The organism is Holdemania sp. Marseille-P2844, from assembly GCF_900120005.1.
Taxonomy (GTDB): domain Bacteria; phylum Bacillota_I; class Bacilli_A; order Erysipelotrichales; family Erysipelotrichaceae; genus Holdemania.
This window is the reverse complement of sequence record NZ_LT635453.1, coordinates 441,142-452,729: the sequence shown is the minus strand read 5'-3', so window position 1 is coordinate 452,729 and position 11,588 is coordinate 441,142. Positions and strand designations below refer to the sequence as shown.

Sequence of the window (11,588 nt, the reverse complement as noted above, 5' to 3'; positions counted from 1 at the left end):
GAAGATTTTGCTACACCACTTCCTTCACCCTTAACATCACTGCTAACGACTTGTGGTTCACTACACTTGGCGGTAAATACCCGTGGTTGGATTTTCACCAACTAGATGTATGCCATGCCCGGCACACGAAAAAAAAGCACAGCCAAAGCCATGCTTTTCATTGGATAATTAAACCAGTTCGATGATCGCCATCGGTGCGCTGTCGCCGCGACGGAAGCCGGTCTTTAAGACGCGGGTATATCCGCCGTTGCGGTCGGCATATTTCGGACCGATTTCGTCAAACAGCTTCTTCAGTACCGTTTCGCCTGTCTTTTCATCCGCAACGACATTGCGGACATAAGCAGCAGCCTGACGGCGGGCATGCAGATCTCCGCGCTTGGCCAACGTGATCAGTTCGTCGACAACAGAGCGCAGTTCTTTCGCCTTCATTTCAGTTGTTTCAATTTTGCCGTTCAGGATCAGGCTGGTAGCCATATTGCGAAGCATCGCTTTCCGGTGGTCAGCAGTGCGTCCTAATTTACGATTCCACATAGGGGGTTCCTCCTTTACTTGCGATTAGTCGTATGATTTGAAGCTCAGACCCAATTCGTAAATCTTGTCTTTGACTTCTTTTAACGATTTTTTACCCAGATTCCGGACTCTCATCATTTCTTCTTCAGAACGCTGAGTCAGTTCTTCGACCGTCTGGATACCGGCCCGTTTCAAACAGTTGTAAGAACGGACAGACAGATCCAGATCTTCGATCGCCATGGACTGCATGTTCTTCGGCGATTCGCCGTTGACATCCTTCATGACGGATTCCATATCCGCGACGGATTCGTTGACATGGGTCAAGAGATCGAGATGATCGATCAGAATCTTGGAGCCCAGCGCCAGCGACATCTGCGGCGTGATCGAACCGTTAGTCCAGATTTCAAAAATCAGGCGGTCGTATTTCGCATCCTGGCCGACACGAGTCGGTTCCACATTATACGAAATACGGTCGATCGGGGTATAGATGGAATCGGTATACACCGTTCCAATCCCCTGAGAAGATCCCTGGTACAAGGCTTTGTTGCCATCAGCGCTGATGTAGCCGCGACCGTTGCGGGCCTTCAGTTCCATTTCCAGCGTGGCGCCTTCTTCCAGGTGCGCGATTTCCAGATCTTTGTTCAATACTTCCACACCCGTCGGGCAGATAATATCGCCCGCGGTCACGGTCATTGGGCCTTTTGCGGCAATTCTTAAGGTATAGGATTCATCGTCATCAATCTTCATGATCAGATTCTTGATGTTCAGAATCATCATCGTGACGTCTTCTTCAACGCCAGGAATGGATGTAAACTCGTGGTAAACACCTTCGACCTTAATCGAGTAAACCGCAGCTCCCGGTAAAGAGGAGAGTAAAACACGTCTGAGGGCATTACCAAGGGTAGTGCCGAAGCCTCTTTCAAGAGGTTCTACAACGAATTTTCCATAATGGTCAGATTCAACATATTCTTTGACTTCAAACTTTGCGCGTTCAAATTTTTGCATAACCATTTCCCTCCTCAATTAGGTTATTAACCACGTGGCCGCTTCGGTGGACGGCATCCATTGTGCGGAATCGGAGTAACGTCGTTGATGACTGTGATTTCCAAGCCAGCCGTCTGTAAAGAACGGACAGCCGCTTCACGTCCAGGTCCCGGACCCTTAACGTTGACTTCGACAACCTTCATGCCGTGATCGACAGCAGCCTTGCCGGCAGCTTCGCCTGCCATCTGAGCGGCAAACGGTGTAGATTTACGAGAACCCTTGAAGCCTAATGCACCCGCGCTGGACCATGCGATGGCATTTCCGCTTTCATCGGTAATCGTTACGATTGTATTGTTAAATGTTGAATGAATATGTGCAACGCCTTTAGCGACATTCTTGCGGACACGACGCTTGCGGCTTGTCTGTTTCACTTTTGCCATTGACTACTATCCTCCCGCTTATTTCTTCTTATTCGCTACCGTACGACGCGGTCCTTTGCGTGTACGAGCGTTGGTCTTGGTGCGCTGTCCGCGGACAGGCAGTCCCTTACGATGACGAACACCGCGGTAGCAGCCGATTTCCATCAAGCGCTTGATGTTCAGCTGGGTTTCACGGCGCAAATCGCCTTCAACTTTGATCTGGTCAACTTCCTGACGGATTGCGTTGACCTGTTCGTCTGTCAGATCTTTAACACGGATATCTTCGCTGATTCCGCATTTCTTCAGAATGGTCTTCGCTGTAGAGCTGCCGATTCCGTAGATATAAGTTAAGGATACCACGACGCGCTTGTCGCGTGGGATATCGATTCCTGCAATACGAGCCATATCTCTCTAATTCCTCCTAGTTTCCTTGACGCTGCTTGTGCTTAGGGTTTTCACAAATAACCATAACGCGGCCTTTGCGCTTGATGATGCGGCACTTATCGCATATTGGTTTGACAGATGGTCTTACTTTCATGCGTTTTTCCTCCTGTAGACTATTTGTGTCTAAATGTAATACGCCCACGTGTTAAATCATACGGTGAAATTTCAACGGTAACCCGATCTCCCGGTAAAATGCGAATGTAATGCATACGGATTTTACCAGAAACGTGAGCTAAAATGGTGTGACCGTTGGCGAGCTTCACCTTAAACATCGCATTGGGAAGTGTATCTTCTACTATCCCGTCAATTTCAATGACATCCTGTTTGCCCATAAACTGAATCTTCCTCCTCATCTGGATTGATTGTCAGAATTTCATACCCGTCTTTGGTAATGACGATGGTATGTTCGTAATGTGCTGCCAGAGAGCCGTCTTTGGTAACGACTGTCCAGTCATCAGCCAACACCCGTGTGTGCGGCTTGCCTGCGTGAACCATCGGTTCGATTGCGAACGTCATGCCTTCCCTTAACAGAATGCCTTTGCCCGGTGAACCAAAATTCGGAATCGCAGGTTCTTCGTGCAGGTGCGTGCCGATTCCATGACCTGTATAATCGATTGGCACTGAATACCCGTGCGCTTCGACAAACTCGCCGATCGCGTGCGAAATATCACTTAAACGATTCCCAGGTTTTGCCTGTTCTAAACCTATAAAAAGAGATTGGCGTGTAACTTCCATCAATCGCACCGCTTCCTCGCTGACGCGGCCGACGGCGAACGTCCACGCGGCGTCCCCATGATAGCCTTTATAACAAGCTCCGATGTCAATGGAAATGAGATCTCCGTCTTTCAACACAGTCTGATCCGGAATGCCATGAACCAGCACTGAATTGATCGAAGTACAGATAGACGCAGGAAAGCCCCCGTACCCTTTAAAGGACGGCGAGGCTCCCTGTTGCCGGATCACTTTCTCAGCAATCCTGTCCAGCTGTTTAGTAGTTACTCCCGGAGCGATCGCAGCCGCCACAGCCGCGCGGGCCAGGGCTACGATCTTTCCGGCTTGCTTCATCGTTGCGATTTCTCGCGGCGATTTGGCAGAGATCATTTCACGTTCTCCAATGCCGCGGCGACATCATTCCACACTTCGTCAATCGAACGCGTGGCATTGATGTCGACGACCAGTCCTTTTTCACGGTAGTAATCAAGAACCGGCTTGGTATTCTTTTCATGCTCGTCAAGACGAACACGAAGCTGTTCCTCTGTATCATCAGCGCGCTGAATGAGCGGAGAACCGCAGACATCACAAATGCCCTCCACCTGACTTGGGTGATTACGGACATGATAGATCGCACCGCAGTTCTTACACATGCGGCGGCCCGTGATGCGATCGGCCAGAGCTTCAAACTCCACTACTAAGTTTATAACAACTTCCACCGGTTTGGCAATTTCTTTTGATAAATTTTCGAAAGATTTTGCCTGAACCAGCGTTCTTGGATAGCCATCCAACAGATAACCAGCTTGACAGTCCGGCTGTTTCAGCCGATCTGCGACCATTGCGACCGTAATTTCATCCGGTACGAGCTTGCCGGCGTTCATGTATTCCTGCGCTTTTTTCCCCAGCTCCGTGCCTTCTTTGATGTTGGCGCGGAACATATCTCCTGTGGAGATGTGCGGAATTTTAAAGCTTTCCAGAATTTTTGCCGACATTGTCCCCTTGCCGCTTCCGGCAGGTCCCATGATCAGAATGTTCATTCTCACTCACCTCTTATTTTTGAATAAAACCGCGGTATGATTTCTGGGTCAGCTGCCCTTTCAGCTGACTCATCGTCTCCATGGCAACGCCGACAACGATGATGATTCCGGTTCCGCCCATTGAAACAGAGGACGGCAGGTTTGTCACCATTGGCAGGATGTACGGAAGCAGCGCGATAAACACGAGGAAGATCGCGCCCAGCACCGTGATCCGGTTCAGCACCTTGGATAAGTATTCCCTGGTTTCTGTACCCGGACGAATGCCGGGAATATAGGTTCCGGACTTGCCGAGATTTTCTGCAATCTTCTCCGGATCCACCTGTAAATTAGTGTAGAAGAAGGTAAACAGAACGATCAGTACCGCATAGATGCAAAGGCCCAACGGCTTCTGCAGCGACAAGATGTTATTCAGAGTGGTTGTGAAGCTGTTGGCTTCAAAGAAGCTCATGATCGTCAGCGGCGCCGTCATGATCGCCGAAGCGAAGATAACCGGGATGACGCTGGCGGAGTTGATTTTTAACGGTAAGTAGGTCATATCGTTGCGGCCCTTGGTCATGGAGCTGGATGTGTACTGTACCGGGATCTTTCGGGTTGCCAGCTGCATGAAGACAACCAGCACGATGATCAAAAGATACATTAATACATACAGCATAAACGTCAGGATGCCGTTAAACATCGCCGTGTTGTTTGTCGTATCAACCAGGGTATTGAAGACCTGAACAAACTGGAACGGGATGTTTGCGACGATACCCGCGAAGATGATGATGGAAACGCCGTTTCCGATCCCCTTCGCCGAGATCTGATCGCCGACCCACAATAAGAACATTGTACCCGCTGTCAGCACCGTCGCCACGTACAGGTAAGTGGAAACGCCGGCGCCGGAGAGGATCCCATAGCTCTTATCAAAAGCATAGACCATCGTAAAGGCTTGAATAAACGCTAAGACCACACCCATATATCGTGTGATCTTATCCATTTTCATGCGACCCTGCTGACCTGATTTCGCCATTTCCGTCAGTGCCGGAATGACGTCCATCGACATCAGCTGGATGATGATCGAAGCGGTGATGTACGGTGTAACGCCCAAGGCGAAGACCGACAGACGCTGTAATGCGCCGCCGCCCAGCAGGTTCATCATTCCCAGAATGGAATTATCAGCGATGCCGGCGGTCAGCGCCGTCGCATCTACGCCCGGAACCGGAATGCCGGATCCGAGTCGGTAGATGAACAGCATGGCCAGAGTAAAGATAATCTTAGACCGGATTTCTTTATTCTTGAACAGGCTGGTAAAGGTCTGGATCATGTTAGATCACCTCTACTTTTCCGCCTGCTTTTTCAATTGCTTCTACTGCTGATTTGGAAAATTTATTGGCTTTGACCGTCAGCTTCTTTTCCAGTTCGCCAACGCCCAGGATCTTCACGCCGTCCAGTTCCTTGCGGACTAAACCCGCCTGCTTTAACAGTTCCGGAGTAATCTCAGCGCCATCTTCGAACCGATTCAGCAGTTCGACGTTGACGATCGAGTATTCCTTACGGGTGAAGTTGGTGAAACCACGCTTCGGCAGACGACGCCAGATCGGTGTCTGGCCGCCTTCAAAGCCCAGTGCGACTCCGCCGCCGGAACGAGCGTTCTGGCCCTTGGAACCCTTGCCTGCAGTTTTGCCCCATCCGGAGCCATGGCCGCGGCCGATTCTCTTCGAGTTACGACGTGCACCTTCTGTGTATTTCAGTTCGTTTAATTTCATTGTAGCTGCCTCCCGTCTAACTTAGCGAATTTCCTGCGGCTTCTTCTCACGCAGTTTGCTAACGCTTTCGATCGTTTTCAGTTCTTTCAGACCGGCAACCGTGGCATGAACCATGTTGATCGGCGTGCGGGAACCGATGCACTTGGACAGAACGTCGCTGACGCCTGCCAGCTCCAGAACCGCACGGACAGCGCCGCCGGCGATAACGCCGGTACCTTCTGCAGCCGGTTTCAGGAACACTTCACCCGCGCCGTAAACGCCGGTGACAGCATGTGGGATCGTGGAGCCATTGTTTACCAGAGGAACTCTGAACAGATTCTTCTTGGCATTTTCACTGGCCTTCTTAATTGCATCAGGAACTTCGTTAGCTTTTCCTGTGCCGTAGCCTACGCGGCCTTTTTTGTCACCAATGACAACCAGGGCGGCAAAGCGGAAACGACGTCCACCTTTAACAACCTTGGTTACACGGTTGATGACAACAACGCGTTCTTCAAATTCTTTATCGCGTTCAACTCTTCTTGGTTTACGTTCCATTCAGCGAGCCCTCCTAGAATTTCAGTCCGGCCTCTCTGGCAGCTTCGGCCAGGGCCTGGACACGTCCGTGATAAACATAACCTCCACGGTCAAATACAACTTCAGTGATGTTCTTAGCTAAAGCACGCTTCGCCAGTTCGGTTCCGACTGTCTTTGCGGCTTCGATATTTCCGCCGTTTTCCAGCTTCATGTCCACGCTGCTGCAGGCAACCAACGTCGTGCCGTTAACATCGTCGATGATCTGGCAGTGGATATGGCTGTTAGAACGGAAGACGTTCAGGCGTGGGCGTTCCGGAGTTCCGCTGATCTTTGTACGGACGCGAATGTGACGACGAATTCTTTCATCATTTTTAGATACTTTCTTAAGCATTGTTCACTCTCTCCTTTCCCACTATTTCTTACCAGCCGTCTTGCCTTCTTTACGACGGACATGTTCGCCTTTATAGCGAATACCTTTACCCTTGTATGGTTCAGGTTTCTTTGTTGCCCGGACGACCGCAGCGAATTCGCCGACGCGCTGCTTGTCGATGCCGGAAACTTTAATTTCAGTTGCGGACGGGCACTCAACTTTCAGGCCTTCCTCAACCTCGAATTCAACCGGGTGAGAGAAGCCGACGTTCAGTGTCAGCTTGTTGCCGCTGACCGCGGCACGGAAGCCGATACCGACAACTTCCAGTTCACGGGTGAAGCCCTCAGAAACGCCGACGACCATGTTGTGCAGCAGCGCGCGGGTTGTGCCGTGCAGCTGTTTGATATGCTTCTCATCGTTCGGACGAACGACTTTGATTTCATTGCCGTTGACATCGATCTGCATGTTTTCGTTAAACTGACGTGTTAAAGTACCCTTAGGTCCTTTGACCGTCACCTCATTGCCAGCCGCAACCGTGACTTCAACACCGGCTGGAATGGTAATCGTTTTATTACCGATACGTGACATTGTTTTCTATTCCTTTCTCTAACACGCTTACCATACGTAGGCGATAACTTCGCCGCCCGTATGCTTCGCTCTTGCTTCTTTGTCGGTCATCAATCCCTGAGAGGTAGAGATGATCGCGATGCCTAAACCGTTCAGGACACGTGGGATCGAGCCGCTCTTGGCGTATACCCGTAAGCCTGGCTTCGAGATACGCTTGATGCCGCTGATAACTTTTTCGTTATTCGGGCCGTATTTCAAAGTGACTGTGATCTTCTTTTCTGCAGCGGTTTCACCTGTGACTGCGTAATTCAGGATAAATCCTTCGTTCTTCAGGATCTTCGCAATTTCAACCTTCTGCTTGCTTGCCGGAATTTCAACGGCTTCGTGGCGCGCCTGAACACCGTTACGGATTCTGGTCAGCATATCTGCGATAGGATCAGTCATATTCATCATTGCTTTTTCCTCCTTCCGTATCCTTACCAGCTTGCCTTCTTGACTCCCGGAATCTGGCCCTTATAGGCTAATTCGCGGAAGCAGATACGGCAGACTTTGTACTTGCTTAAGACAGAGTGCGGACGTCCACAACGTTCGCAGCGCGTGTACTCTCTGACTTTGTACTTCTGAGGACGCTGCTGCTTAATTTTCATTGATGTCTTTGCCATGGTTGTTGTCCTCCTTATTTCGCAAACGGCATGCCCATACCTGCCAGCAATGCCTTTGCTTCTTCATCAGTATTGGCCGTCGTTACGATAACGATGTCCATACCGCGTACTTTGCTTACTTTATCAAAGTTGATTTCCGGGAAAATGATCTGTTCCTTCACGCCCAGCGTGTAGTTGCCACGACCGTCGAACGCCGTTGTGCTGACGCCGCGGAAGTCGCGGACACGCGGCAGGGAAATGTTGAACAGCTTATCCAGGAATTCATACATGTGTTCACCGCGCAGGGTGACCTTGCAGCCGATCGGCATGCCTTCACGCAGCTTGAAGTTCGCGATGGACTTCTTCGCCTTGGTGATGACCGGCTTCTGGCCTGCCAGCTGAGTCAGTTCGGCAACTGCTTCGTCCAGCGCCTTCGGGTTGGCGATCGCATCGCCGACACCCATGTTGATGACGACTTTCTCGATCTTCGGGCACTGCATGACAGAGCTGTAATTGAACTGCTTCATCAGAGATTCAATGACTGTCTTCTGGTATTTTTCAACAAGACGGTTCATTATTTCTTACCTCCCTTGACGACGTTGCCGGATTTCTTGAATACGCGGACCTTTTCGCCCTTTTCGACCTTAAAGCCGATCCGGCTGGCTGTTTTGGCTTTGGAATCATACGCCATGACATTGGATACATGAATCGGAGCTTCCTTTTCAATGATGCCTCCGTCCGGGTTAGCCTGAGTCGGCTTCAGGTGTTTCTTCATCAGATTGACACCCTCAACGATGACTTTGTTCTCTTTCGGCATAACGGCCAGAACTTCGCCGATCGTTCCCTTGTAATGTCCAGTGATGACTTTTACTTTATCGCCTTTTTTAATTTTCATCTCAAGCCACCTCCTATAAAACTTCTGGTGCCAAAGAAACAATCTTCATGAAGTCTTTGTCACGCAGTTCTCTTGCAACAGGACCGAAAATACGGGTTCCTCTTGGTGTGTTGTCGTCCTTGATGATAACGGCTGCATTGTCATCAAACTTGATGTAGCTGCCGTTTTCACGACGGATGCCGTAACGTGTCCGGACGATGACCGCCTTGACGACGTCGCCCTTCTTTACAGTTCCGCCAGGAGCTGCTGTCTTGACCGAGCAGACGATGATATCGCCGATGTTCGCTCTTTTGCGCTTGCTGCCGCCCAGGCAACGGATGACTAATAATTCCTTAGCACCGGTGTTGTCCGCGACATTTAATCTACTTTCATTCGTAATCATTGTCAGTTCCTCCTTGTGCTATTAAAGAATTACAGCCTTTTCGACGATCTTAACCAGGCGGAAACGCTTGGTCGCGGATAACGGACGAGTTTCCATGATTTCTACGATATCACCGATCTTCGCCTCATTGTTCTCATCATGTGCTTTGAATTTCTTTGAATATTTAATACGCTTCGAATAAAGCGGATGACTCTTGCTGGTTGCTACCTCAACCGTAATGGTCTTGTCCATCTTATCAGAAACGACTTTTCCGCGTAATACTTTACGGTTTGATCTTTCCATGACCAGTTATCCTCCTTATTTCGCCTCACTGAGTTCGCGCTCAGTGATGACAGTTTTGATGCGAGCGATCGTCTTGCGAATTTCCTTCATGCGGGAAGGATTCTCCAGCTGGCCGGTAGCTTGCTGGAAACGCAGGTTGAACAGCTCTTCTTTTAAAGATTCAATTTCCTGAAGTAATTCAGTATTGCTCTTATCACGAATTTCCTTAACGTTCATTTCCTATTCCTCCTCGCCTCGGCGCACGAATTTGCACTTGACCGGCAGCTTGTGGGCTGCTAAGCGCAGAGCTTCACGCGCGGTTTCTTCATCGACGCCGCCGACTTCAAACAGGACGCGGCCTGGCTGAACTACGGCTACCCATCCTTCAGGTGCGCCTTTACCGGAACCCATTCGGACTTCCAGCGGTTTCTTCGTAATTGCCAGATGTGGGAAGATTTTGATCCAAACCTGGCCGCCACGCTTCATGTAACGAGTCATGGCGACACGCGCCGCCTCGATCTGACGGTTGCTGACGTACGCACCGGAGTAAGCAATTAATCCATACTCACCGAATACGATCTCACGTCCAGCCTTCGAGCGACCTTCGTAACTCTGGCGATGAGGTCTTCTGTATTTTGTTCTATTAGGCATTAACATGATTAATTACCTCCTTCAACGGTTCCTTCAGCCTTTGGTGCAGCTGCTTTAGCTTCCCTGGCTTCGGCATTGCGGTTGTTGTTATTGTTGCTGCGGTTGCCGCGGCGGTCATTCCGTCCGCCACGCCGGCGATCGCGGCCCTGAGGCATCTTCGGTGCTTCCGGTTCCTGAACCATCTGGCCCGGCAGGACTTCACCGCGGCAGATCCAGACTTTAACGCCCAGCTTGCCGTAAGTCGTCATCGCTTCGACAATCGCGAAGTCGATGTCCGAACGCAGCGTATGCAGAGGAACGACGCCCTCGGAATAGCCTTCGCTGCGCGCGATATCCGCGCCGCCTAAACGGCCGGAAACCAGGGTACGGATACCCTTGGCGCCCGCCCGCATCGTCTTCTGAATCTGACGCTTCTGGCAGGTTCTGAACGAAGCACGCTGTTCCAACTGCTCAGCGATAGCGCGAGCGACCAGATGTGCATCCAGATCCGGATTGGCAACTTCGACCACTTTGATGTGAATCTGCTTGCCAGCGCACATTTTCTGCAGCTTCTTCTTTAAGATTTCAATGCTTTCACCGTTGCTGCCGATGATCACGCCCGGGCGAGCGGCACGGATGATGATCTCAACACGGTTCTTAGAGCGTTCGATTTCGATTCTGGAAACGTAAGCCGCATGCAGTTCCTTAAACAGGAATTCACGGATTTTGACGTCTTCCATCAACAGGGTGCCGTAATCTTTTTCAGCATACCATCTGGATTCCCAGTCGCGGATGACGCCGACACGCATTCCAATTGGACTAACTTTCTGACCCATGAGAGTACCTCCTACCGTTCTTCAACCACAACAGTAATGTGGCTGGTGCGCTTTAAAATCTGAGCGGCGTTGCCCTTTGCCCGAGGCATGAAACGCTTCATGGTGATTCCCTCGTTGGCATAGCACGCTTTAACGTACAATTTTGATTCATCCAGCTGATGATTGTTGACCGCATTGGCAACGGCTGATTTCAGCACTTTCCCAACCGCTTCGGCAGCGTGGTTCGGTGTGAACTTCAGGATTGCTTCTGCTTCCTTCGCATCTTTGCCTCTGACTAAATCCAGAACAAGTCTGACTTTGCGAGGGGCGATGCGGACAGTTTTCGCTGTTGCTTTGACTTCCATTGTGGCACCTCCTACGCTTTCTTGTCGTCGCCATGACCGCCGAATTTGCGGGTTGGGACGAATTCGCCAAGTTTATGGCCGACCATATCTTCTGTGACATAGACAGGGACATGTTCCTTACCGTTGTAAACCGCGAACGTATGTTCAACGAACTGCGGGAAAATAGTGGAACGGCGAGACCATGTTTTGATGACTTCTTTCTTGCCTGACGCGTTCAGCTTTTCCACTTTTTTCATTAAATGGTCATCACAGAACGGTCCTTTTTTCAAACTACGACTCATTTTAGCTTCCTTCCTTTC

Annotated in this window: 24 protein-coding genes; all 24 read right to left on the bottom strand. The window is 50.3% G+C overall.

Annotated features, from left to right (window positions below; genetic code table 11):
• Positions 1-168: 168 nt before the first annotated feature.
• Genes rplQ through rpsS form a run of 24 tightly spaced genes read right to left on the bottom strand, consistent with a single transcriptional unit; the run spans position 169 to position 11,570 of the window.
• Positions 169-531, bottom strand: coding sequence for a 50S ribosomal protein L17 (gene rplQ / locus BQ7364_RS14825; RefSeq protein ID WP_072685413.1), 363 nt, complete (start codon positions 529-531; stop codon positions 169-171).
• Positions 532-555: 24 nt separating this feature from the next.
• On the bottom strand, positions 556-1,515 hold the full coding sequence (locus BQ7364_RS14820; protein WP_020226066.1) for a DNA-directed RNA polymerase subunit alpha: 960 nt from the start codon (positions 1,513-1,515) through the stop codon (positions 556-558).
• 26 nt (positions 1,516-1,541) lie between these two features.
• Positions 1,542-1,934, bottom strand: coding sequence for a 30S ribosomal protein S11 (gene rpsK, locus BQ7364_RS14815; RefSeq protein WP_072685412.1), 393 nt, complete (start codon positions 1,932-1,934; stop codon positions 1,542-1,544).
• Between the two features lie 18 nt (positions 1,935-1,952).
• A complete protein-coding gene (rpsM, locus tag BQ7364_RS14810) occupies positions 1,953-2,318 on the bottom strand; it encodes a 30S ribosomal protein S13 (protein WP_072685411.1) in 366 nt (121 codons plus the stop codon).
• A 16-nt stretch (positions 2,319-2,334) separates the two neighbouring features.
• Positions 2,335-2,451 (bottom strand): 50S ribosomal protein L36, encoded by a 117-nt coding sequence (gene rpmJ, locus BQ7364_RS14805; RefSeq protein WP_008979808.1) that lies wholly within the window; start codon positions 2,449-2,451, stop codon positions 2,335-2,337.
• A 19-nt stretch (positions 2,452-2,470) separates the two neighbouring features.
• Positions 2,471-2,689 carry a translation initiation factor IF-1 gene (gene infA / locus BQ7364_RS14800; RefSeq protein WP_006058587.1) on the bottom strand — a complete coding sequence of 73 codons (219 nt, stop codon included), beginning with the start codon at positions 2,687-2,689 and terminating at the stop codon, positions 2,471-2,473.
• Entirely contained in the window at positions 2,667-3,458 is a 792-nt protein-coding gene (map, locus tag BQ7364_RS14795; RefSeq protein WP_072685410.1) for a type I methionyl aminopeptidase, read from the bottom strand. The genes infA and map overlap by 23 nt, the downstream gene beginning before the upstream one ends.
• Entirely contained in the window at positions 3,455-4,105 is a 651-nt protein-coding gene (locus BQ7364_RS14790) for an adenylate kinase (protein ID WP_072685409.1), read from the bottom strand. The genes map and BQ7364_RS14790 overlap by 4 nt, the downstream gene beginning before the upstream one ends.
• A 13-nt stretch (positions 4,106-4,118) precedes the next feature.
• Positions 4,119-5,408, bottom strand: coding sequence for a preprotein translocase subunit SecY (gene secY / locus BQ7364_RS14785; protein WP_072685408.1), 1,290 nt, complete (start codon positions 5,406-5,408; stop codon positions 4,119-4,121).
• 1 nt (position 5,409) lies between these two features.
• Positions 5,410-5,850, bottom strand: coding sequence for a 50S ribosomal protein L15 (rplO, locus tag BQ7364_RS14780; protein ID WP_006058583.1), 441 nt, complete (start codon positions 5,848-5,850; stop codon positions 5,410-5,412).
• 21 nt (positions 5,851-5,871) lie between these two features.
• The gene (gene rpsE / locus BQ7364_RS14775; protein WP_006058582.1) at positions 5,872-6,384 is read right to left on the bottom strand and encodes a 30S ribosomal protein S5; all 513 of its coding nucleotides are present in this window, start codon (positions 6,382-6,384) and stop codon (positions 5,872-5,874) included.
• Between the two features lie 13 nt (positions 6,385-6,397).
• Positions 6,398-6,754 carry a 50S ribosomal protein L18 gene (rplR, locus tag BQ7364_RS14770; protein WP_072685407.1) on the bottom strand — a complete coding sequence of 119 codons (357 nt, stop codon included), beginning with the start codon at positions 6,752-6,754 and terminating at the stop codon, positions 6,398-6,400.
• A 21-nt stretch (positions 6,755-6,775) separates the two neighbouring features.
• Positions 6,776-7,321, bottom strand: a complete 546-nt coding sequence (gene rplF / locus BQ7364_RS14765; RefSeq protein ID WP_072685406.1) for a 50S ribosomal protein L6 — start codon at positions 7,319-7,321, stop codon at positions 6,776-6,778.
• A gap of 27 nt (positions 7,322-7,348) precedes the next feature.
• Positions 7,349-7,750 (bottom strand): 30S ribosomal protein S8, encoded by a 402-nt coding sequence (rpsH, locus tag BQ7364_RS14760; RefSeq protein WP_039864159.1) that lies wholly within the window; start codon positions 7,748-7,750, stop codon positions 7,349-7,351.
• A gap of 26 nt (positions 7,751-7,776) precedes the next feature.
• A complete protein-coding gene (locus BQ7364_RS14755) occupies positions 7,777-7,962 on the bottom strand; it encodes a type Z 30S ribosomal protein S14 (RefSeq protein WP_006058578.1) in 186 nt (61 codons plus the stop codon).
• 14 nt (positions 7,963-7,976) lie between these two features.
• Positions 7,977-8,519 (bottom strand): 50S ribosomal protein L5, encoded by a 543-nt coding sequence (gene rplE / locus BQ7364_RS14750; RefSeq protein WP_240281466.1) that lies wholly within the window; start codon positions 8,517-8,519, stop codon positions 7,977-7,979.
• Entirely contained in the window at positions 8,516-8,836 is a 321-nt protein-coding gene (gene rplX / locus BQ7364_RS14745; RefSeq protein WP_006058576.1) for a 50S ribosomal protein L24, read from the bottom strand. The genes rplE and rplX overlap by 4 nt, the downstream gene beginning before the upstream one ends.
• Before the next feature lie 13 nt (positions 8,837-8,849).
• Positions 8,850-9,218, bottom strand: a complete 369-nt coding sequence (rplN, locus tag BQ7364_RS14740; protein WP_020226056.1) for a 50S ribosomal protein L14 — start codon at positions 9,216-9,218, stop codon at positions 8,850-8,852.
• A gap of 21 nt (positions 9,219-9,239) precedes the next feature.
• Positions 9,240-9,500 carry a 30S ribosomal protein S17 gene (gene rpsQ, locus BQ7364_RS14735; RefSeq protein WP_020226055.1) on the bottom strand — a complete coding sequence of 87 codons (261 nt, stop codon included), beginning with the start codon at positions 9,498-9,500 and terminating at the stop codon, positions 9,240-9,242.
• A 15-nt stretch (positions 9,501-9,515) separates the two neighbouring features.
• Entirely contained in the window at positions 9,516-9,716 is a 201-nt protein-coding gene (gene rpmC, locus BQ7364_RS14730; RefSeq protein ID WP_006058573.1) for a 50S ribosomal protein L29, read from the bottom strand.
• A 3-nt stretch (positions 9,717-9,719) separates the two neighbouring features.
• Positions 9,720-10,136, bottom strand: a complete 417-nt coding sequence (rplP, locus tag BQ7364_RS14725; RefSeq protein ID WP_006058572.1) for a 50S ribosomal protein L16 — start codon at positions 10,134-10,136, stop codon at positions 9,720-9,722.
• 2 nt (positions 10,137-10,138) lie between these two features.
• Positions 10,139-10,945, bottom strand: a complete 807-nt coding sequence (rpsC, locus tag BQ7364_RS14720) for a 30S ribosomal protein S3 (RefSeq protein ID WP_072685405.1) — start codon at positions 10,943-10,945, stop codon at positions 10,139-10,141.
• A gap of 11 nt (positions 10,946-10,956) precedes the next feature.
• Positions 10,957-11,289 (bottom strand): 50S ribosomal protein L22, encoded by a 333-nt coding sequence (rplV, locus tag BQ7364_RS14715; protein WP_006058570.1) that lies wholly within the window; start codon positions 11,287-11,289, stop codon positions 10,957-10,959.
• Between the two features lie 11 nt (positions 11,290-11,300).
• Positions 11,301-11,570 (bottom strand): 30S ribosomal protein S19, encoded by a 270-nt coding sequence (rpsS, locus tag BQ7364_RS14710; protein ID WP_006058569.1) that lies wholly within the window; start codon positions 11,568-11,570, stop codon positions 11,301-11,303.
• Positions 11,571-11,588 lie beyond the last annotated feature (18 nt).

Excerpts from the sequence above, each read along its gene's own strand:
- rplQ (WP_072685413.1), bottom strand. The coding sequence starts at position 531 with ATGTGGAATCGTAAATTAGGACGCACTGCTGACCACCGGAAAGCGATG.
- BQ7364_RS14820 (WP_020226066.1), bottom strand. The coding sequence starts at position 1,515 with ATGCAAAAATTTGAACGCGCAAAGTTTGAAGTCAAAGAATATGTTGAA.
- rpsK (WP_072685412.1), bottom strand. The coding sequence starts at position 1,934 with ATGGCAAAAGTGAAACAGACAAGCCGCAAGCGTCGTGTCCGCAAGAAT.
- rpsM (WP_072685411.1), bottom strand. The coding sequence starts at position 2,318 with ATGGCTCGTATTGCAGGAATCGATATCCCACGCGACAAGCGCGTCGTG.
- rpmJ (WP_008979808.1), bottom strand. The coding sequence starts at position 2,451 with ATGAAAGTAAGACCATCTGTCAAACCAATATGCGATAAGTGCCGCATC.
- infA (WP_006058587.1), bottom strand. The coding sequence starts at position 2,689 with ATGGGCAAACAGGATGTCATTGAAATTGACGGGATAGTAGAAGATACA.
- map (WP_072685410.1), bottom strand. The coding sequence starts at position 3,458 with ATGATCTCTGCCAAATCGCCGCGAGAAATCGCAACGATGAAGCAAGCC.
- BQ7364_RS14790 (WP_072685409.1), bottom strand. The coding sequence starts at position 4,105 with ATGAACATTCTGATCATGGGACCTGCCGGAAGCGGCAAGGGGACAATG.
- secY (WP_072685408.1), bottom strand. The coding sequence starts at position 5,408 with ATGATCCAGACCTTTACCAGCCTGTTCAAGAATAAAGAAATCCGGTCT.
- rplO (WP_006058583.1), bottom strand. The coding sequence starts at position 5,850 with ATGAAATTAAACGAACTGAAATACACAGAAGGTGCACGTCGTAACTCG.
- rpsE (WP_006058582.1), bottom strand. The coding sequence starts at position 6,384 with ATGGAACGTAAACCAAGAAGAGTTGAACGCGATAAAGAATTTGAAGAA.
- rplR (WP_072685407.1), bottom strand. The coding sequence starts at position 6,754 with ATGCTTAAGAAAGTATCTAAAAATGATGAAAGAATTCGTCGTCACATT.
- rplF (WP_072685406.1), bottom strand. The coding sequence starts at position 7,321 with ATGTCACGTATCGGTAATAAAACGATTACCATTCCAGCCGGTGTTGAA.
- rpsH (WP_039864159.1), bottom strand. The coding sequence starts at position 7,750 with ATGAATATGACTGATCCTATCGCAGATATGCTGACCAGAATCCGTAAC.
- BQ7364_RS14755 (WP_006058578.1), bottom strand. The coding sequence starts at position 7,962 with ATGGCAAAGACATCAATGAAAATTAAGCAGCAGCGTCCTCAGAAGTAC.
- rplX (WP_006058576.1), bottom strand. The coding sequence starts at position 8,836 with ATGAAAATTAAAAAAGGCGATAAAGTAAAAGTCATCACTGGACATTAC.
- rplN (WP_020226056.1), bottom strand. The coding sequence starts at position 9,218 with ATGATTACGAATGAAAGTAGATTAAATGTCGCGGACAACACCGGTGCT.
- rpsQ (WP_020226055.1), bottom strand. The coding sequence starts at position 9,500 with ATGGAAAGATCAAACCGTAAAGTATTACGCGGAAAAGTCGTTTCTGAT.
- rpmC (WP_006058573.1), bottom strand. The coding sequence starts at position 9,716 with ATGAACGTTAAGGAAATTCGTGATAAGAGCAATACTGAATTACTTCAG.
- rplP (WP_006058572.1), bottom strand. The coding sequence starts at position 10,136 with ATGTTAATGCCTAATAGAACAAAATACAGAAGACCTCATCGCCAGAGT.
- rpsC (WP_072685405.1), bottom strand. The coding sequence starts at position 10,945 with ATGGGTCAGAAAGTTAGTCCAATTGGAATGCGTGTCGGCGTCATCCGC.
- rplV (WP_006058570.1), bottom strand. The coding sequence starts at position 11,289 with ATGGAAGTCAAAGCAACAGCGAAAACTGTCCGCATCGCCCCTCGCAAA.
- rpsS (WP_006058569.1), bottom strand. The coding sequence starts at position 11,570 with ATGAGTCGTAGTTTGAAAAAAGGACCGTTCTGTGATGACCATTTAATG.